Origin of the sequence: Bradyrhizobium sp. (assembly GCF_019242285.1) — a bacterium.
Taxonomy (GTDB): Bacteria; Pseudomonadota; Alphaproteobacteria; order Rhizobiales; family Xanthobacteraceae; genus Bradyrhizobium.
In genome coordinates, this window is sequence record NZ_JAFAVV010000933.1 from 1 (window position 1) to 19,426 (window position 19,426).

At 65.6% G+C, this 19,426-nt stretch carries 18 protein-coding genes and 1 pseudogene; 12 read left to right on the forward strand and 7 right to left on the reverse strand.

The features are described from left to right. The 6 genes and pseudogenes from JOY90_RS38145 to JOY90_RS38170 form a co-directional block, all read left to right on the forward strand. A pseudogene (locus JOY90_RS38145) lies at window positions 1–244 on the forward strand (ABC transporter substrate-binding protein); the annotation flags it as partial. 155 nt (window positions 245–399) lie between these two features. Continuing rightward, window positions 400–1,914 carry a sugar ABC transporter ATP-binding protein gene (locus JOY90_RS38150; protein ID WP_291696241.1) on the forward strand — a complete coding sequence of 505 codons (1,515 nt, stop codon included), beginning with the start codon at window positions 400–402 and terminating at the stop codon, window positions 1,912–1,914. Between the two features lie 9 nt (window positions 1,915–1,923). After that, window positions 1,924–2,949, forward strand: coding sequence for an ABC transporter permease (locus tag JOY90_RS38155; RefSeq protein ID WP_291696242.1), 1,026 nt, complete (start codon window positions 1,924–1,926; stop codon window positions 2,947–2,949). Between the two features lie 115 nt (window positions 2,950–3,064). Then, window positions 3,065–3,280 carry a DUF2945 domain-containing protein gene (locus JOY90_RS38160; protein WP_291696243.1) on the forward strand — a complete coding sequence of 72 codons (216 nt, stop codon included), beginning with the start codon at window positions 3,065–3,067 and terminating at the stop codon, window positions 3,278–3,280. A gap of 44 nt (window positions 3,281–3,324) precedes the next feature. Beyond that, window positions 3,325–3,888, forward strand: coding sequence for a DUF488 family protein (locus JOY90_RS38165; RefSeq protein WP_291696244.1), 564 nt, complete (start codon window positions 3,325–3,327; stop codon window positions 3,886–3,888). Between the two features lie 74 nt (window positions 3,889–3,962). Then, complete coding sequence (locus JOY90_RS38170; RefSeq protein ID WP_367277052.1) at window positions 3,963–4,094, forward strand: hypothetical protein; 132 nt, start codon at window positions 3,963–3,965, stop codon at window positions 4,092–4,094. 50 nt (window positions 4,095–4,144) lie between these two features. Here the strand turns inward: JOY90_RS38170 and JOY90_RS38175 are convergent, their stop codons facing one another. Next, window positions 4,145–5,101 (reverse strand): alpha/beta hydrolase, encoded by a 957-nt coding sequence (locus tag JOY90_RS38175; protein WP_291696245.1) that lies wholly within the window; start codon window positions 5,099–5,101, stop codon window positions 4,145–4,147. Between the two features lie 317 nt (window positions 5,102–5,418). Here JOY90_RS38175 and JOY90_RS38180 point away from each other — a divergent pair, with 317 nt between their 5' ends. Next, a complete protein-coding gene (locus tag JOY90_RS38180; protein WP_291696246.1) occupies window positions 5,419–6,438 on the forward strand; it encodes an LLM class flavin-dependent oxidoreductase in 1,020 nt (339 codons plus the stop codon). A gap of 110 nt (window positions 6,439–6,548) precedes the next feature. Continuing rightward, window positions 6,549–7,310 (forward strand): helix-turn-helix domain-containing protein, encoded by a 762-nt coding sequence (locus JOY90_RS38185; RefSeq protein WP_291696247.1) that lies wholly within the window; start codon window positions 6,549–6,551, stop codon window positions 7,308–7,310. Between the two features lie 228 nt (window positions 7,311–7,538). On the opposite strand, the gene JOY90_RS38190 is transcribed toward JOY90_RS38185, so the two are convergent. From JOY90_RS38190 to JOY90_RS38215, 6 genes are all read right to left on the reverse strand, one after another. Beyond that, window positions 7,539–8,381 (reverse strand): SDR family NAD(P)-dependent oxidoreductase, encoded by an 843-nt coding sequence (locus tag JOY90_RS38190; RefSeq protein ID WP_291696248.1) that lies wholly within the window; start codon window positions 8,379–8,381, stop codon window positions 7,539–7,541. 15 nt (window positions 8,382–8,396) lie between these two features. After that, complete coding sequence (locus tag JOY90_RS38195; RefSeq protein WP_291696249.1) at window positions 8,397–9,746, reverse strand: MFS transporter; 1,350 nt, start codon at window positions 9,744–9,746, stop codon at window positions 8,397–8,399. Between the two features lie 263 nt (window positions 9,747–10,009). Then, window positions 10,010–11,209 carry an LLM class flavin-dependent oxidoreductase gene (locus JOY90_RS38200; RefSeq protein WP_291696250.1) on the reverse strand — a complete coding sequence of 400 codons (1,200 nt, stop codon included), beginning with the start codon at window positions 11,207–11,209 and terminating at the stop codon, window positions 10,010–10,012. Between the two features lie 311 nt (window positions 11,210–11,520). Beyond that, window positions 11,521–13,110 carry an ATP-binding protein gene (locus JOY90_RS38205; protein ID WP_291696251.1) on the reverse strand — a complete coding sequence of 530 codons (1,590 nt, stop codon included), beginning with the start codon at window positions 13,108–13,110 and terminating at the stop codon, window positions 11,521–11,523. Further along, the gene (locus tag JOY90_RS38210; protein ID WP_291696257.1) at window positions 13,107–13,805 is read right to left on the reverse strand and encodes a response regulator transcription factor; all 699 of its coding nucleotides are present in this window, start codon (window positions 13,803–13,805) and stop codon (window positions 13,107–13,109) included. Before JOY90_RS38210 ends, JOY90_RS38205 begins: the two co-directional genes overlap by 4 nt. Before the next feature lie 113 nt (window positions 13,806–13,918). Continuing rightward, window positions 13,919–14,119, reverse strand: a complete 201-nt coding sequence (locus tag JOY90_RS38215) for a hypothetical protein (RefSeq protein WP_291696252.1) — start codon at window positions 14,117–14,119, stop codon at window positions 13,919–13,921. 245 nt (window positions 14,120–14,364) lie between these two features. Between JOY90_RS38215 and JOY90_RS38220 the strand changes: the two genes are divergently transcribed. The 4 genes from JOY90_RS38220 to JOY90_RS38235 form a co-directional block, all read left to right on the forward strand. After that, window positions 14,365–15,663 (forward strand): glycoside hydrolase family 3 N-terminal domain-containing protein, encoded by a 1,299-nt coding sequence (locus JOY90_RS38220; RefSeq protein WP_367277054.1) that lies wholly within the window; start codon window positions 14,365–14,367, stop codon window positions 15,661–15,663. A 282-nt stretch (window positions 15,664–15,945) separates the two neighbouring features. After that, entirely contained in the window at window positions 15,946–17,190 is a 1,245-nt protein-coding gene (locus tag JOY90_RS38225) for a branched-chain amino acid ABC transporter substrate-binding protein (RefSeq protein WP_291696254.1), read from the forward strand. 44 nt (window positions 17,191–17,234) lie between these two features. Then, window positions 17,235–18,182, forward strand: a complete 948-nt coding sequence (locus JOY90_RS38230) for a branched-chain amino acid ABC transporter permease (RefSeq protein ID WP_291696255.1) — start codon at window positions 17,235–17,237, stop codon at window positions 18,180–18,182. After that, window positions 18,179–19,426, forward strand: a 1,248-nt coding sequence (locus tag JOY90_RS38235) for a branched-chain amino acid ABC transporter permease (protein WP_291696256.1), incomplete at its 3' end; no start/stop codon positions are given. The genes JOY90_RS38230 and JOY90_RS38235, both read left to right, overlap by 4 nt.

Below are 19,426 nucleotides of genomic sequence, written 5' to 3' on the forward strand. Positions count from 1 at the left end.
CATCGGCTTCGACGAGGATCCGATCACGCTCGGCGGCGTCAAGGAAGGGTCGATCGTCGGCACCGTCGTGCAGCAGCCCTACGAGTGGGGCTATCAGGGCATGAAGGACATGGCGAAGTACCTCGAAGGCGACAAGTCCTGGGTGCCCGCCAACAAGCTCCTGATCGTCCCGACCAAGATCATCGAGAAGGACAACGTCGATGCGTTCTGGGCCGAGCTGAAGAAGCGGCAGGGCAAGAGCTGAGGCTGCGCCGAGCTGGGGCCATCGAAGCTTACGGGCCGATGCGTGGCTTGCGCATCGGCCCGTTGTTGTCATGTGGCCGCCTATCGCCGCATTGCAAGCCGGACCGATCTCTGGTTCGTTCTCGTGTTGGAATCTAACCCGCCCAGTCGCCGCCCATGAGTGAAGACGCCGCTCCCTTCCTTGAGCTCAACGGGATCAGCAAGACCTATCCCGGCGTCGTCGCGCTGGATGGCGTCAGCCTGTCCGTTTGCCGCGGCGAGATCGTCGGCCTGATCGGCGAGAACGGCGCCGGCAAGTCGACCCTGATGAAAGTGCTGGGCGGCGTCGTCGAGCCGACCGCAGGCACGATCCGGGTGGACGGGCGGGATCGCGCGGCCTTCTCGGTCAACGACGCCATCACGAGCGGCATCGCCTTCGTTCACCAGGAGCTCAATCTGTTCGACAATCTCGACGTCGGCGCCAACGTGCTGATCGGCCGCGAGCCGCTCTATGGCGGACCGCTGCGGCTGATCGATCGCAAGGCGATCAAGCGCAAGGTGCAGCCGCTGCTCGATCGGCTGGGCGCCGACTTCACCCCGGACACGCCCGTCGCCGAGCTGTCGCTCGCCCAGCAGCAGCTCCTCGAAATCGCCAAGGCGCTGTCGCTCGATGCGCGCCTCGTCATCATGGACGAGCCGACCTCCAGCCTCACCTTGACCGAGACCGAGCGGCTGCTCACGGTGCTGCACGAGCTCAGGCGCGACGGCGTCAGCATCATCTTCATCTCGCACCGCCTGAACGAGGTGAAGGCCTGCGCCGACCGCGTCGTCGTGCTGCGCGACGGCAGGGTGGTGGGCGCGCTCGACGGCGAGCGGATCAAGCCGGAGGCGATGATCCGCCTGATGATCGGGCGCGACCTGAAATCGCTCTATATCCCGCCGAAGACGGCACCCGGCGCGCCGGTGCTCGAGATCGAGGATTTTCGCACTTCCGCCTTTCCCGACCATCCGGTCAGCCTGACCTTGCGGCGCGGAGAAATACTCGGGCTCGCGGGGTTGATCGGCGCCGGCCGCACCGAGCTCGCCTGCGCGGCATTCGGGATCGACCGGCCGCTGTCGGGCACGCTGAGGATCGACGGCAAGGCCGCTGCGATCGCCGAGCCGCGCGATGCGATCGCGCGCGGACTCTATCTGGTGCCGGAGGACCGCAAGCGCGCCGGGCTGCATCTCGAATTCTCGCTGACCGAGAACATCTCGCTGCCGGACCTGAAGAGCTATGCGACGGGATCGTTGATCAGCCCGATCGCCGAGGCCGGAAATGCCGAGGCGCAACGGCAACGCCTCAACATCAAGGCCTATGACGTCGCGACCGAGGCGGGCACGCTGTCAGGCGGCAATCAGCAGAAGATCGTGCTGGCGAAATGGCTGTCGATGAAGCCGCGCGTCATCATCTTCGACGAGCCCACCCGCGGCATCGATGTCGGCGCCAAGAGCGAGATCTATGCGCTGATGCGCGCGCTTGCGGATGCCGGCGTCGCGGTGCTGATGATCTCCAGCGACATGGAGGAGGTGATCGGTGTGTCCGACCGCATGGCGGTGATGCATGAAGGCACGATATCCGGCTTCCTTGAACGCGACCGCTTCAGCGAGCACAACGTGCTGCAGCTCGCGGTCGGCAAGACCTTGAATTGAGGACGGACGATGTTGAAGAAAGATCTGGGCCTGCTGCTTCTGATCCTGGTGGTCGGCGCCGTCGTCGCCTTCCTGAACCCGCGCTTCCTGTCGGGCATCAATCTCGCCAACACGGCGAACCTGGTCGGGCTGTTCGGCCTGTTCTCGCTTGGCGAGGGATTCGTCATCATCACCGGCGGCATCGACCTGTCGGTCGGATCGATCTTCGCACTGCTCGGCGTCATCTTCATCAACCTGCTGGTGGCCTACGGCCTGCCCTGGCCGGTCGCGGTGCTGCTGATCATCATGGCCGGCGTCATCCTCGGCCTGATCCACGGCCTCCTCGTCACCCGGGTGCGGATGCAGCCCTTCGTCGTGACCCTGTGCGGCCTCCTGATCTATCGCGGCGTGGCGCGCTGGTACACCGACGACGGCACGGCGGGCTTCGAGTTCGGCCAGAGCTTTCCGACGCTCGAGCGTCTCACCACCGGGCGCTCCTTCGCGGTCGAGGGCGGCTTCGTCGGCATTCCAAACAGCTTCATCGCCTTCGTCGTGGTCGCGCTGATCATGGGCGTGGTGCTGCATCGCTCGGTGTTCGGCCGCTACCTGTTCGCGGTCGGCAAGAACGAGGAGGCGGCGCGCTATTCCGGCATCCGGACCCGCGCGATCGTCACCGCAGCCTATGTGATCAGTGGTGGGCTCGCCGGCATTTCCGCGATCTACCTCGCGATGTACACCCGTTCGATCTCGCCGGCCTCGCACGGCAATTTCTACGAGCTCTATGCGATCGCAGCCGCCGTGCTCGGCGGCTGCTCGCTGCGCGGCGGCGAGGGCTCGGTGCTCGGCATCGTGCTGGGCGCGATCCTGTTACAGGTGCTGCAGAACCTCGTGAATCTCCTGGGCATCCCGAGCTCGCTGAACTTCGCGGTGATGGGCGGCGTGATCCTGGTCGGCGTGATCGCCGACATGCAGCTCGTCCGCTACCGTGCCTTCAAGGCCAATGAGCGCAAGCGCGCCGGCATCGTCGCGCTCGGCGCGGCGACGCAGGGGGAGTGAACAGCGCGTTGTTTCGAGCGCGAGTTCCGCCACCTTGAGGCCGGATGCAACCGCAGGGCCGTCTTGCCGTTATCATGTTCAGGGCATGGAATCGTTCTTGCGCGGGACTTGGGTCATGACAGGATCGTTCAAGGTCGGCGATCACGTAAGCTGGAATTCCGAGGCCGGGCGGCTGCGCGGCCGGATTCTGCGGGTGCACACCAAGGACGTAACCTACAAAGGTTATGTCCACCACGCTGGTCCTGACGACCCGCAATATGAGATCAAGAGCGACACGACCGATCACGTCGCCTTGCACAAGGCCCGCGCGCTGCGGCGCCTGGGACGCTGACCGGCGACGAAGCTCGCGCATAGACGCACGGAAATGCTTCGCAGATGGCGCATCCATTCTACTCCATTGGCCATGGGACCCGCGCCATCGGCGACTTCATCGAGCTGCTGCACAGCGTTGACGTGACCCACCTCGTCGACGTTCGCACCGTGCCGCGCTCGCGCACCAATCCGCAATACAACCGCGACAGCCTGCCGCAAACGCTCGCGCCGTCCGGCATCGGATACGAGCACCTCGCTTCGCTCGGCGGCCTGCGCGGCCGCGAGCGCACGGTGGCGCCCGACGTCAACGCCTTCTGGCAGAACGACAGCTTTCACAACTATGCCGATTACGCGATGAGCGATCGCTTTCGCGGGGGCCTGGCGCATCTGCGCGCGCTCGGGCAAAAGCAATGCTGCGCCATCATGTGCGCGGAGACGGTCTGGTGGCGCTGCCACCGCCGCATCATCACCGACTATCTGCTGGCCGCCGGCGAGACGGTGTTCCACGTGCTCGGCCCCGGACATGTCGAAGCGGCCGCGATGACGGATGCGGCGCGGGCGCAGGCAGCGGGCGTCCTGGTTTATCCCGCGGAGCCGGCGGTCCAGGGAGACCTGTTCGATCGATAGCGTCGCTGGGTCAGCTGTGGAGAAAGATGCCTATTTCAGCTCAGCGGCGAGATAATCAACCAGCGCGTGGACTTTTGCCGAGGGGCGTGATCGGCAGCGACGGCGTCATCGTCTATGCGGAGGTGAACCCCGACTACACCCACCGCCCCGATCCGTCCGAACTGCTGCCGGTGCTGGACCGCCTGCGCGCGAGCAAGGCGGCGTGAGCTCCGTCGATCGGCGCGTCCCGCGTGCCGATCGCGCCGCAATGATTGCCCTACGGCAGCCCCCGCGCGTCGATCTGGCCGATGAGCTGGCGCAGACGCTCATGCAGGTTGCCGCTGGTGCCGTCGAGATCGAACACCGAGGCCGGGCTGCCGGGTCCGGTCAGCACCACCGTGCGCGGACAATGTCCGGCCTTGCAGAGCTGCTCGTTCAGCTTCTCGCCTTGCATGATCAGGTTCGGCGCGTCTGCCGACGACCAGGCGAGCACGATCGGCTCCTCGACCGCAACGAGGCCGGGGACCGCCGACCGGCTGTCATAGGTGCCGGTGTCCGCGCCGAAATAGGCGCGCTGGCCTTCGTCCGCATTCGCGGTCGGGCGGTAGATGCCCGACACCAGCACCGCGCCGGCGACATGGTCGTCCCGCTCCTGGAATTCCTTGTGGGCAAGGAAGCTCGCCAAGTGAAAGGCGCCGGTGCCGTAGCCGATCGGAATGATCTCCTGTGCGTTGCCGCCGAACAGATCGGCGTTTTCATGGACCCAGGAAATCGCCGCGGACACGTCCTTCGTTCCCGCCGGCCAGGTCGCCGCCGGCGCAAGCCGGTACGAGATATCGAAGGCGACGAGCCCGTTGCTTGCCGCAAAACACATGGCCTGCTCGACCAGCGGCTTCACCGCAGGGCTGTCGCCGCTTCCCGCAAAGCTGTCGCCCGTGATGAACACCACCACCGGACGCTTGGCGCCCGGCGTGGTCTGCGCGCTCGCGGCGTCGAGAACGTTCATGGCGTCACCGCCATATTTCAGGCTTCGCGTGAAGGTGACGCTGCTACAGGAGGTGTCGCCCGAGGCTGATGCGTCGGGGGACGGTGTCGCTATCGGCGCGGTCGCCGCGCGAGGATCATCGTCCAGCCCGACGGCGATCAGATTGTCACCAAGGCGCTGCGTCGCGTAGGGCAGCCCGGAAGCGGCCATCAGCGTCATCAGAAACGAAAATGCCAGGCATTTGATCATTTGGATCGCAGTTTGTGCCGCCGCGCCCCGACCATCGATCCAAGGTAGGGCGATTTGACGGCATTTGCCATGAGGGAAAGCCTGCCGGCAAGGTTGCAAATACGTGGAGTTTGCGAATTCGCACGCGCCAGATGGTCCAGGCGCATGTCATCCGCCGGAACCTGTGGCCTTGACCACCGTGCCTTTGCCATGTTCGTTGGCGTTGAAGACAAGAGATGATGGAAGCGCAGGGAAACGCTCGACCGCAAGACGGTGGCCAAGGCGATTTCGGAGGCCGGCGGTTGTCGGCTCCGTTCTGGCGTTGTGCAGGAGAGACCATGCAGTTCGGCATTTTCGATCAGAACGACCACGGCCCTTATCCGCTCACCGAGCAGTACGAGAAGCGTCTCCAGCTCCTCGAGCTTTACGACCGAAGCGGTTTCCGCACCTATCACATGAGCGAGCACCATTCGACGCCGCTCAACCTGACGCCGTCGCCGAGCGTGTTCCTGGCCGCCGCGGCACAACGCACGCGGCGGCTGCGCCTCGGCGCGCTGGTCTATGTGCTGCCGGCGCATCACCCGCTGCGGCTGGCGGAAGAAATCTGCATGCTCGATCATTTGAGCCGCGGCCGCGTCGAGATCGGCATCGGGCGCGGCGCCTCGCCGCATGAATTGAACTATTTCGGCGTCGATGCGGAGGCGGCACCGGCGATGTATGTCGAGGCCTATCAGGTGATCATGCAGGCCCTGACGCAGGACGAGGTGAATTTTTCCGGCAAGTATTATCAGTTCGCCAAGGTGCCGGTCGACGTCAGGCCGGCGCAGTTGCCGCATCCGCCGCTCTGGTACGCGGTGCCGGTTCCCGAGGGCGCGGCCTGGCCGGCGCAGCATGCGATCAACATCGTCTGCGGCGGGCCGCTTGCCCGGGTGCGCGAGATCACCGACCGCTACCGCGCCGAATGGGCGGCCCTGGGCCGTGCACCCGAGGCGCTGCCGCTGCTCGGCATCAACCGCTTCGCGCTCGCAGCCGACAGCGAGCAGGAGGCGATGGCGCTCGGCCGCCGCGCCTGGCCGCAGTTCTACAGGAGCTTCATGAAGCCGTGGAAGCTGCACGGCACCCAGCCGCGCTTCGTCCGCCTGCCGGAGGATTTTGATACGCTGGTGCAGAACGGCGGCGCCATCGTGGGTTCGCCGGGCCGGATCGCGGACCAGATCCATCGCATCATGCAGGAGGCCGGCACGAATTATCTCATCACGCAGTTCTCGTTCGGCGATCTCAGCCACGAGGAGGTGCAGCGTTCGGTCGAGATTTTCGCCCGCGAGGCACTGCCGCTCGCGCGGAACTACGCGCCTTAGAGCGTTTTCGAGCGAAGTGGATACCGGTTCGCGTGAAGAAAACGCGTCAAAACAAAGGAGCTAGAGCTTCCGTTCCGATTCCATCGGAACGGAAAAAGCTCTAGCGCCGCATGTCCGACGGCCTGATCAAATCGGCGCGCCGGGTGTTCGATATTCTGGAGCTGTTCCGCGCCCGGCAATGTCCGCTGCGTCTCAAGGACGTGGTCGACGCGCTGGGCATGCCGACCTCGAGCGCGGCGGCGCTGCTGAAGACCATGGCGCAGATGAACTACCTCTCGTTCGAAAGCGCCTCGCGCGCCTACCTGCCGACGCCGCGGCTGGCGCAGCTCGCAAGCTGGGTGACGCCCGCGAGCTACGAGGGCGGCCCGATCCAGGACGCGGTGCGGCGCGTCGGCCGCAAGCTCGGCGAGACCATCCTGCTCGGCACGCCGACCGACATCTATGTCGAGATCGTCGACATCCTGCGCGCGCGCCAGCCTTTGCAATATTTCACCCATGTCGGCTCGCGCGTGCTGCTGGTGCATTCCGGCCTCGGCTGGCCGTTGCTCGCCGAACTGCGCGACAAGGAGATCGTTCGCATCCATCGACGCACGGTCCGGCAGAACAAGATCGAGCGCGGCGTTTCCTCGTTGTCTCGGCTCAAGAGCGGTATCGCCCAGGTGCGCCGCGACGGCTATTGCCTGTCGCGCGGCATGGTGACGCGGGGCGTCGGCGTGGTGGGCATGATGGTGCCGACGCCGGCGGGTCATCGCCGGCTCGCTATCGGCGTCGCCGGCCCGCAGGAGCGGATCGAGAAGAACCTTGCAAAGATTCTGGCCGCCTTCCGTGCCGAAAACGCGCGGCTCGCGCGATTCGCGAATGCTGGAGATTGAAGCCGTTCGAGAGATGGGTGAGCTGGGACGGCATCGAAGATGCGCTCCCTCCCCCCTTGCGGGGGAGGGTCGGGGGGATAGCCGCAAACTCGATGCATCCGAACCGAGGAAAAAGCTTTCTTTGCCAGCAACGTCGAGCGCGTCGTGTGGCACCCCCCTCCCTAACCCTCCCCCGCAAGGGGGGAGGGAACGTACTGCCGTTGCCGCCAGACCGTACCTGATCGCGCGCTACTCTCCGTCCTTGCGGGCCTGATAGCGATCCAGCGCGTCGAAGCCGGCCATCAATCGCTGATGCCGCGCTTCGATCCATTCGCGCGGCTCCGCATGGGTGAAGATGAAGAACTCGTTGCGCGCCACCGCGTCGAGCACGCGCCGGCCGACGTCATCAGGCGGTATGCCGACGGCGTGGAAGGCCTTCGCGTACTCCGGTGATGGCCGCCCGAAGGGACCGCCGAGACGCTCCGGGCGGCGCTGCGCCGATGCATAGAGCGTGGTGGCGACGATCGCCGGGCACAGCACGGAGACGCCGAGATGGGAGCCTTCCAGATCGAGCGCCAGCGCCTCGGAGGCGGCGACCACGGCATATTTTGTCATCGCATAGGCGCCGTTGCGCAATTTCGGATTGACCTGCAAGCCGCCGATGGAGGCCGTGTTGACGATGTGACCTGCCTCGCCATGCGCCTTCATCCGCGGCACCAGCGCACGGATGCCGTTGATCACGCCATGGACGTTGACGCCGATGATCCACTCCCATTGCTGCGGCGTGATCTCCCAAAGCGGTGCCGGCTTCATGGTGATGCCGGCATTGTTGCACAGGAAATGGATGTTGCCGAATTCGGCTTCCGCCTCGTCTGCCGCGCGGGCGAACGCATCGGCGTCGGAGACGTCGAGCGGGATCGCGCGGGTGCGCACGTTGAAGCTCGAAAGCTCGCGCCGGGCCGCCTCGAGCTGCGCGGCCTCGATGTCGCTCATGGCCAGGTTGACGCCGCTTCGCGCCAGCGCCCGGCAGAGGCCGAGCCCGATGCCGTTGGCGGCGCCGGTGACGAACGCCGTCTTGCCGGAAAACTCCATCTTGCACCCGTTATGTTAGACGGCTCGCGTCTGCGCCGCCGCGACCACGACATCGCGGTCGCGCGCGGCCTTCACGATCAGGAACGCCGTGGCACAGGCGGCGATCAGTGCCGGTCCGCAGGCGCAGAGGAAGATCTGGTTCGGCGGCAGGCCGAGCGCCAGCAGGCCGCCGCCGATCGCGGGGCCGGCGATGCCGCCGAGTCGTCCAACCCCCAGCGCCCAGCCGACGCCGGTGGAGCGGATGCGCGCCGGGTAGGCGGCCGCTGCCATGGCGTTGGCGCCGAGCTGGCTTCCGATCATCGCGCCGCCCGCGCCGAGGATCGGCAGCATGATCCAGGGCGCCGGCAGGCTGGTGAGTCCGATCAGCAACACGAACACGACGCCGGAAGCGAAGCTGAGCGCGAGCACCCGTGCTGCACCAAAACGGTCCATCAGCGGGCCGAGCAGCAGGCAGGACAGGATGCCGCCGAGCTGAAACATGCTGGCATAGAACACCGCGGTCTCCGGCTTGAAGCCGGACAGGTTCAGCACGGTCGGCATCCAATAGCTGAACAGGTACATGTTGAGCAGGTTGGCGAAGAAGGCGACCCACAATAGGACCGTGACGAGCGCCAGCCCGCCAGTGAACAGCTGGCCGACCGGATTGCCCTTGGCGACGTCGACCAGTTTTGTCGCAGCCGCCTGCGCGCTGACATTGAGCCGGACGAGGATGCGTTTCGTCACCTCGGCGTCGGCGCGATGCGCGATCAGGAAGCGCGGCGATTCCGGCAGATAAAACATCAGGAACGGGATCAGCACCAAGGGTGGGATGCCGCCGGCAAGGAAGATGCTCTGCCAGCCGAAGATCGGCAGAATCTGCGCGACGAGCTGGCCGCCGAGGAAGCCGCCGAGCGTATTGCCGCAGAACATCAGCATGATCAGCGTGCCGCGCCGGCTCAACGGGCTGTAGTCGGAGGTCAGCGCCACCGTCACCGGCATGGCGCCGCCGATGCCGATCCCGGTCAGGAAGCGCATCGCCGTGATCGACGGCACTGACCAGGCGAAGGCGCTGGCCACCGAAAACAGGCCGATGAAGCCGACGCTGAGGATCAGCAGCGGCTTGCGCCCGAAACGGTCGCCGAGCGGGCCGGACAGCAGTGCGCCGAACAGGATCCCGACGCTCGACATCACGAAGGCGGTGGTGAATTGCGGCGGCGGCACGCCCCAGGCTTTCGACAGCGACGGCGCGGCCATGCCGATGGTGCCGAGATCAAAGCCGTCGAACGCCTGCACCAATGCGCAGAGCAGCACGACCCGCAATTGCAGCGCGCCGAACGGCTGGTTCTCCAGCGCCTCCTCGACCGGCGATCTCACCTCGACGTTCATGACGGCCTCCCCGAATGTGCGGATGAAGGCGCCGTTGGCCGGCACTCTCGTTGGCAGCTTACGCAGGTCCGTGTACGAGTCCTAGAGCTATCCGCAGGCTCGCTCACCTCTCCCGCTTGCGGGGGAGGTCGCCGCGCTTGCGCGGCGGGTGGGGACTCTCCGCAGATTCGCTCGTGGAGATACCCCCACCCCAGCCCTCCCCCGCAAGGGCGGGAGAGGGAGTGCACCTTTGTCGCGGCGATGGCTCGGACTGATCGTCAGCCTCACGCCGCGATCTCCTCGGCGGCCGGCACGCGGCGCACCTCGTGGGCTTGCAGGGCCGGCAGCACCTCGCGGGCGAAGCGGCGGATCTGCTCCAGGAACATCTCCTGCGGCAACGCGCCGCGGTTGAGGCTGATCTGCACCTGGTTGGCGCCGGCCGCGTCCGCGGCGGCGATGATGCGCTCGGTGACCTCCTTCGCCGTGCCGAACGCCATGTGCTCGGCCTGTCGCTCGAAATCGGCGAGCGTCGTGTTGCGGTAGTTCTCGCGCAAGCCCGCCGCAGCCTTCATGTTCTCCGGCCGCACATAGTCGGTCGAGCTCTGCGAGACATAGCCGGCGTCGCGCTGTTTTGCCGTTTCGGTGAAGTTGCCGTGGCTGAACAGCGTGCGGTTGAAATAGAGATGGTAGGGCGCGAACTCTCTCACGGCCTCGGCCTTGCTGTCGGCGACATAGGCCGGCACCGCAATCGAGAGATGGTGCGGTGTGATGCCATGGCCGTTCTCGCGCAGGCATTTCGCGAAGTAGCGGATGATGTCCTGCTGCAGGCCGCCGCTCGCGAGCCCGGGCGTGATCACCGCGTTCTTCCGCGCCGCGAACTCGATCGATTCCTTGCTGCCGACGACCGGGATCCAGATTTCCGGGCCCGGCTTCTGTACCGGCCGCGGCCACAGCGCGACATCCTTGTAGGACCAGAACTTGCCTTGGTAGGAGAATATCTCCTCGCTCCAGGCGCGGGTGACGATCTCATAGGCCTCCTCGAACCGCGCGCGGGACTCCTGCAGTGGCACGTTGTGCACCTGGTATTCGCGCGGGATGCCGCGCGCAAACCCGGAGATCAGTCGGCCGTTGGACAGGCAGTCCAGCATCGCCAATTCCTCGGCGAGCCGCAGCGGCTCATGCAGCGGCAGCAGGTTGCCGTAGATCAGGAGCTTCAGCCGCCTGGTGCGCTGGGCCGCGGCCGCGGCCAAGAGGTTCGGCGAGTTCATCAATCCATAGGGCGAGCAATGGTGCTCGTTGAAGCCGACGCCGTCATAGCCGAGCTTGTCGAGCTCCTCCCAGGCCTCGAGATGTTCGGCATAGGTGCGTACCGCGATCTCCGGCTTGAAGTGACGGTTGGAGAGGGGATAGGGAAGCTCGCTGCCGACCTTGAGATGATCGAGCTGTTCGCCATAGGCGAGCAGGTCAAAGACGAAGACTTTCATCGCTTCCTTTTCCCTCGAAATTGGTGTTGCCTCCGAGCCGGAGGCGCTTGATGCGAGGTTAGGTCGGAAGCCGGCACCGCGCCAAGGGCGGGGAAAAGATTCCATATATGTGGAAATAGCGGTTTTTTGCGAAAGTCGTCAGTTCGTAGGATGGGGTAAGGCGCGACCGCGTCCGCCGTGGCTCGCAGAGCGAAGGCGGAAGCGACGTGCCCACCATTCCATCGGCAGCGGTGCTCGCGAAAGGTGGGTACCCTCCTGTCTTTGCGCGGCGCGCTTCTGTGCAAGACGCCGCTTTGCCCACCCTACGAATCTCAGACCGCCGGAAAGGTCAATTCGAAGGCCGCGCCCTTCTCGGCGGGCAGCAGGCGGATCGAGCCGCCATGGCTGGTCATCACGGCTCTGACAATCGCAAGGCCCATGCCGGTGCCGCCGGTGTCGCGGCGGGTGGTGAAGAAGGCGTCGAAGATCCGTTCGCGGTTGGGCTCGGAGATCGGATCGCCGTCGTTGCCGACCGTGATCCGGACGCGCGAGGCGTCGCCGGAGGCTTCGAGCTGAACGGTCCTGGCGTTGTGGCGGACCGCGTTGTCGATCAGGTGCGACAGCACGATCAGCGCCTTTTCCGCCGACATGCCGATCGAGCAGTCGAGAAAGCCGCTCGCCTTGATCGCGCGGGTCGGAAAGCGGCTGATCAAATTGCCGACCACGATGTTCAATTCGGCGCGTTCGTGCTGCTCGACGATCTCGGCGCGCGCCAATTCACGCAGCCGGCGCGTCATGACTTCGAGGCGGTCGACATCGGACAGGATGTTGGAGAGGAGGCTCTTCTGCTCCATCCGCGTCAGCGGGCTCGCCTGCGGCTCGAGCTGGTCGAGCAGCAGCTCGGCAGCGCCCTTGATCGAGGTCAGCGGTGATTTCAACTCGTGTGTCAAATGCGCGGAGAAGGTCGCGATGGTGTCCGAGCGCCGCGACAACTGCTCGGCCATGTCGAGAAAGCCCTTCGACAGCGCGGCGAATTCGCGCGTGCCGTAATGGGCGAGCGGCGCGAACGCGGCGGTGTCGCCGCCGCGGATGCGCTCGGCGCGGCCGATCAATTCATACATCGGGCGGGTGACGGTGCGTGAGAACACGAGGCCGATAGCGAGCGTCGCCAGGACCACCATGCCGCCGGCAAGGACGAACTTCACCCGCTCCTGGTAGAAATGCTGGAAGATATTGGCGGGCGTACGCGAGGTGTAGACCACGCCGGCGATGTGGTTGTCGACGATCACGGGCATCGCGGAAAAGACGTGGACGCCGAGGCCGCGGCTGAACGAATAGATCGGTGGCGGCGGCTTGTCGGGAATCCGCGTGCGCAGCACGGCGCGGTATTCGCCGCGCAAAGCGGATGCGACCTCCTCGACATGCGCCAGCGACAGGCCGATCTCCGACCGGCCGGCGATGACGACCCCCCGGGGATCGAGAACGCGGAAGCCCGCGAGCGTCACCCGCTGCGTGTCCTCGATCAGCGGCTCGAGCCGGGCGCCGATCTCGACATAGGACTTGTCCGCGGGCGCAGCGGCGGGCAGGGCGTCGGGCCGGCGGCGCAGCATCTCGTCGGCGGCGAGATCGAGCGTCGGCCGGATCGGCTCGAAGCGGTCCTGCGGATCGGGCAGCGCCTCCGCCGGCAGCTCGGCGCCGAGCGGGATGTTCGAGGCGAGATGAGCCTGCACCTCACGCGCATAGATCGCGGCGAACACCCGGCTCTGCGCGATCAGCTCCGCCTGGGTCTGGCGGATGAGCTGGTTGTCATAGAGGCGGAAGAAGAACAGCCCGATCAGCGGCAGCGTGGCGACCACGGCCAGCACCGCGAAGATGATCTGCGCGAGTGACGGCCGCCATTTCCGTCTTGGTGCGACGCTCATGCCGCAGGCTCGCAGCGGCCGAGCTTGAAGCCGACGCCGTGAATGGTCTCGATCACGTTGTCACAGTTCGCGGCTGCGAGCTTGGCGCGGATGTTGCGGATATGGCTGTCGATGGTGCGGTCGGAGACCTGGATGTTGAGCTGGTAGGCGGCGGCCATGATCTGCTCGCGGCTGAACAGGGCGGTCGGTCGCGCGAGGAGCGCCCGCAGGATGCCGAACTCGATCGCGGTGAGTCGGAGCGGCGTGCCGGCGAAGCTCGCCGCATGCTCTACAGGATCGATCGCGAGCTTTCCCTGCGCCAGCACGGAGGATTTGGAATCGACCTCGCGCGGCGCGCTGCGGCGGAGGATGACGTTGACCCGCGCGACCAATTCGCGCGGGCTGAACGGCTTCGTCACATAGTCGTCGCCGCCGATCTCGAGGCCGAGGATGCGGTCGATCTCCTCGTCGCGCGCGGTGAGGAACAGGATCGGCACGTCGGAGCTTTTCCGAATCTGCCGGCAGACGTCGAGGCCGTCGAGCTCGGGCATGCCGATGTCGAGGACGACGAGGTCGGGCGCCTCGGCGGCAAAGCGCGCCAGCGCTTCCTTGCCGTCGCGCGCCTCGGCCACGCTCATGCCGGCCTTCTTCAGCGCGACGCGGATCACCTCGCGAATGTGCAGGTCGTCATCGACGGTGAGGATGCGGTGCGGCACATTTTCCTCCGGCTGGTCAGCCCGCGGCAGCCGGCTTGTCATGCTGATCCAGGTAACGCTGTAGCCGATATCCGCGGAAACCCCAACTGCGCCGGGATGCCATCCGGCATCGGTCAGAATGGACACGGCGACGCAGAATGCGGCACCTGCGATGCGGAACGACAGGGCGAAAGCGAAACGACGACGGAGATTCCCATGCGCTCGCCGTAGAACAGGGAATCCGCGAGCGCCGTCAGCGCCAGCGCGAGCGCCAGCTTGTGCGAAGGATGCGGGCGGACGAGGCAAATGGACAGGGGAGGGGCGAGGCTGGTCATCGCTTGAGCTTCCTGAAGGGCATCGACTGCTGGTCGACGCGGCGGACGCTATGCGGCTTCCGTGCACTTGGTGGCGACGAGCTCTGCAGGAGTTCAGGATTTGTTTGCAGATTTCGTGCAGACGCGGTTTTGCGATTGGCTCGCGCCCATGGGGTTGATACGGAGACGCCTCACGCAACGCGCCCGTCGCCAGGTCCGTGTCTTCCATGCGAATCCTCAAACTTGTCGGAACCCTCGCGATCTGGATGATCGGTGCCGTCTGCACCGTCGCCGCAATCGACAGCAACGATCCCGTTCTGACCGCGCTGCGCGGGCCGGGAAACGCGGCGCTGTCAGCAGCGAGCTTCGCGGTGGTAGCGGTCCTGATCAGGCGCGGGCACGTCGGCAGCCTGATCGGGAAGCTGCTGGTGCTGCTATGGATATTGCCGCCATTCGCGCTGCTCGGTGCGCAGCTTTTGTTCGAAGCCGGCAAGCGCGAGGTGCTGCGGACCGAGCCGGCCCTGGCCCGCAGTCTCGGCCGGCATTTCGTCGTCGGCTATACGTCGTTCGACGAGGTCGCCGATCTCGCCGAGAAGGGATTGATCGGCGGCGTCTATGTCGCCCGACACAATGTCGCCGGCCGCACCGCGGCGGCGGTGAAGGCGGAGCTTGCGGCGCTGCAGGCGCGGCGGCGGGCGGCAGGCCTGCCGCCCTTGATCGTCGCCGCCGATCAGGAGGGCGGCATCGTCGCGCATCTCGCGCCGCCATTGACGGCGTTGCCGGCGCTGGCGACGCTCGTCGGTCTGCCCCCCGATCTCCGTCAGCGGAGGGCCGAGGCGTTCGGGCGCATTCATGGCCGGGAGCTCGCGGAGCTTGGCGTCAATCTCAACTTTGCGCCGGTGCTCGATCTCAAGCCCGCGGCCGGGCACAATCTGTTCGACCACAATACGCTGATCGGCCAGCGCGCGATCGCCGACGATCCGGCGGTCGTCGGCGAGATCGCGCGCGCCTATGTGCACGGCCTCGAATCCGCCGGCGTCGGTGCGACCTTGAAGCATTTCCCAGGGCTCGGACGGGTGCGGAGCGACACCCATCTGTTCGACGCCAGCCTCGACGCCCCGGTCGAGGTGCTGCAAGCCGCCGACTGGCGTCCGTTCCGCGAGGTGCTGGCCGCGTCGAACGCCGCCGTCATGGTCGGGCATGTCAGCATGCCCGCGATCGATCCGGGCCGGCCCGCCTCGCATTCGAAGCGCGTCATCGACGGCATCCTCCGCAAGGAATGGGGCTACCAGGGCCTCGTCATCACCGACGACCTGGTGATGGGCGCGATCTACCAGCACGATGTCTGCACGGCGGTGGTCGAGGCGCTCGATGCCGGGGCCGACCTGTTGCTGGTGGCCTTCGACGGCGCGCAGTTCTACCGCATCTTCACCTGTGCCGCCGACGCCGCCGCGCAGGGCCGGCTCGACCAGGCCACGCTGCAGCTCAGTGACGCGCGGCTGCAGCAGCGGATTTCCTCGCAGCCTGCATCGCCGCGCGTTGCCGCGCAGCGCGCCGGCGACTGACGGACCGGTTCAGTTGTCCGTCTGGAACGTGCAATCGGCGCCGGCCCGCGGCGCGATCGCGCGAAAGACAAATCAATTTTAGATGGCGCTATGGAGACGGCGCAATTGTGAATCATTCAAAAGGCCGACATCGCGGAAAAGCCCGTCACCCGGAATTGGCGCGCGGCCGCACAGTCGAGCGGAAAGTCAGGTGGGGAAGGCGGTGGATTGACTCGACCTTGGGCCTATGTACTCTCAAAGAAAAACAAATCTGTCCTGCGGGGCGGGCATGGGGAGGAAATGATGCGCTTTATGCGATTGATCTGCTATTCCTTTGTGCTTCTGGGTCTGTTGTCGACAGGCCGGCCCGCCTTGGCCGAGGACACTATCAAGCTAGCTTATACTGACCCGTTCTCGGGCCCGTTCGCCTCGGGTGGCGACGAGTTCCTGAAAATCTTCCAGTTCATCATCGCCAGGAAGAACGCGGCCGGCGGCGCGCTGGGCCGGAAGTTCGAGCTGGTGCCGTTCGACGACAAGCTGCAACCGGCCGAGGCCTTGATCGCGCTCAAGAGCATGACCGACCAGAGCATCCCGTTCGTGATGCATTGCACGGGATCGAATGTCGGCGCCGCCCTGATCGACGCGGTGTCCAAGCATAATGCCCGCAACCCCGACAACCGCATCCTCTATCTCAACTGCGGCGCGCTCGCGACCGAGCTCACCAACGAGCAATGCGACTTCTGGCACTTCCGCTTCGCAGGGTCCGTCGACATGCGCGCCGCCGCCCGCATCAAGGCGCTGCCGGCCGATGTCAAGAAGGTCTATCTCCTGAACCAGGACTATCTGTTCGGCCAGTCGATCCAGCACGATTCCAAGAAATGGCTGGCCAAGCTGCGTCCCGATGTCGAGATCGTCGGCGACGAGCTGATGCCGTTCGGCAAGGTGCAGGATTTCTCGCCCTATGTCGCCAAGATCAAGGCCTCCGGCGCCCAGAGCGTGGTCACCGGCAACTATAACCGCGACCTCAACCTCCTGATCAAGGCTGCGAACGATGCCGGCCTGAACGTGCGGTTCGACACCTTCCTCGCCCACCTGATCGGCGGCGCGACCGCGATCGGGGCCGCCGGCGAGAACCGCCTGACCTCGATCATGGAGTTCAACGGCAACGTCCCGGTCGACCTCAAGGTGCCGGCGGCGGAGAAGTTCGCCGAGGATTGGCGTACGAGCGGCCACGACACCGATTTCTCGACGCTCAATTTCGTCACCATGATCGACATGCTGACGGATGCGATCAACAAGGCCGGCTCGACCGATCCGCTCAAGGTGGCGCTGGCGCTGGAGAGCCTGCAGGAGAAGGACATGCTCGGGCAGGACGTCACCATGCGCAAGGACGATCATCAGCTCCTGATGCCGTTCTACGCCGGCATCTTCTCCAAGGATGTCAAATACGACTCCGAGCACACCGGCTTCGGCTGGAAGAACTACATGACGGCGTCCGCGACCGACCTGACGCTGCCGACCATCTGCAAGATGAAGCGGCCCGAGTGAACGGAGAGAACGCGATGATCTAGCGGAAGCGAGGACTGCAACCCATGGAGATCGTCCTCGTTTCCCTGCTCAACGGCTTGGTCTACGGCATGCTGCTGTTCATGCTGGCGAGCGGGCTGACGCTGATCTTCAGCATGATGGGCGTGCTCAATTTCGCGCATGCCTCGGTCTACATGATCGGCGCCTATCTCGCCTTCACCGTCAGCCAGTATATCGGCTTCTTTCCGGCGCTGATCATCGCGCCGCTGCTGTGCGGCCTGATCGGCGCGGCGATCGAGATCTGGGGCCTGCGCCGCGTCCATGCCAATGGCCACATCGCCGAGCTGCTGTTCACCTTCGGCCTCGTCTTCATCATCGGCCGCAGCGTGCAGATGATCTGGGGCATGCTGCCGATGCCCTATCGCATGCCGGCGGTCCTCGACTTCCCGCTGTTCACCTTCTATGGCGAATACTTCCCGGCCTATCGCGGCTTCATGCTGCTGGTGTCGGCGGCCATGCTGATCACGACCTGGCTGCTGCTGAAGAAGACCCGGGTCGGGCTGATCATCCAGGCCGCGCTCACCCATCCGCAGATGGCGAGCGCGCTGGGGCACAACGTGCCGCGGGTGTTCACCATCGTGTTCGCCGGCGGCTGCGCGCTCGCCGGGCTCGCCGGCGTCATCGGCGGCAACTACCAGACCACCGAGCCCGGCATGGCCGATTCGATGGGGCCGATCGTGTTCGTCGTCGTGGTGTTCGGCGGGCTCGGCTCGCTGCTCGGATGCTTCGTCGCCTCGATCCTGATGGGCATGATCCAGTCCTTCGCGGTGGTGATCAACGCTTCGCTGTTCGACCTGATCAAGCCGCTCGGCGTGAGCCTGCCCGGCGACAATCTGTTCACGGAGTTCATGACCGTGCCGGTGGCGCGGATCGGCGCGCTGCTGCCGTTCGCGCTGATGATCCTGATCCTTCTGTTCCGGCCGCGCGGCCTGATGGGAACGCGCGACACATGAAGGCCAATCGCTCGGTGCAGGGGTGGGTCTGGCTCGTGGCGCTTCTCGCTGCGATCGCGATGCCGTGGGTTTTCTACAACTATCACACCGGCCGGCAGTCCGGCTTCGTGGTCTCGATGCTGAGCCAGATGGGCATGATGACCGTCCTGGCCTTGTCCTACAACATGCTGCTCGGGCAGGCCGGGCTGTTCTCGCTGTGCCACGCCACCTTCTTTGGGATCGGCGGTTACGCCATGATCCACTTTCTCAACCTCGCCGGTGACGGCGTGCTGCCGCTGCCGCTCGAGCTGTTCCCGATCCTGGCCGGATTGTCGGGCACGGGGCTCGCGATCGTGTTCGGCTACATGGCCACGAAACAGCGCGCCACTGCGTTCGCGATGATCACGCTCGGCATCGGCGAGCTGATGACCACGGCCGCGCTGATGTTCCATCATTTCTTCGGCGGCGAGGGCGGCGTCAATTCCAACCGCATGATCGGCCACAGCCTGTTCGGCTTCAAATACGGCCCGGCCATCCAGGTCTATTACCTGATCCTGGCCTGGACCGTGATCTCGGCGCTGTTGATGCTGTTTCTCACCCGAACGCCGCTCGGGCGGATGGCCAACGCCTCGCGCGACAATTTCGAGCGCGTGCAGTTCATGGGCTACGACCCGCGCATGGTGCGCTTCCTGCAGTTCGCGCTGTCCGGCTTCTTCGCCGGCATCGGCGGCGGGCTCTACGCCATCACCTACGAGATCGTGACCTTCGACGCGCTGGCCGCGCCGTTGTCGGCCAACGCGCTGCTGATGGCGTATATCGGCGGCTCCGGCGCCTTCGGCGGCCCGATCCTCGGCGCCATCCTGATCACGCTGTTACAGAGCGGCGTCAGCCTGATGTCGAACTCCTGGCTGGTCTATGTCGGCGTGCTCTTCATCACCATGGTGATCTTCGCGCCGAACGGGCTGATGGGCTTGATCGCGGCCCACGGCCCGATCGTGCGCGCCGGCCGGTTCGGCCGCCTGCTCGTGCCTTATGTGCGGGTGCTGGTTCCCGGCCTGCTTGTGGTGCTCGGCTTCGTCGGCGTGGTCGAGCTGGCGTCGTTCCTCACCATCGGTGCGGCGCAGGGCAAGACGCTGGTGCTGTTCGGAGCCAAGGTCGACGAGCACGCGATCGCGCCCTGGCTTGTGGCGGTGCTCCTGCTCGCCGTTGGCGGCTTCTGGTTCAGCGTGGAAGCGCGTGCGTTCCGGAAAGTGTGGGACGGCCTG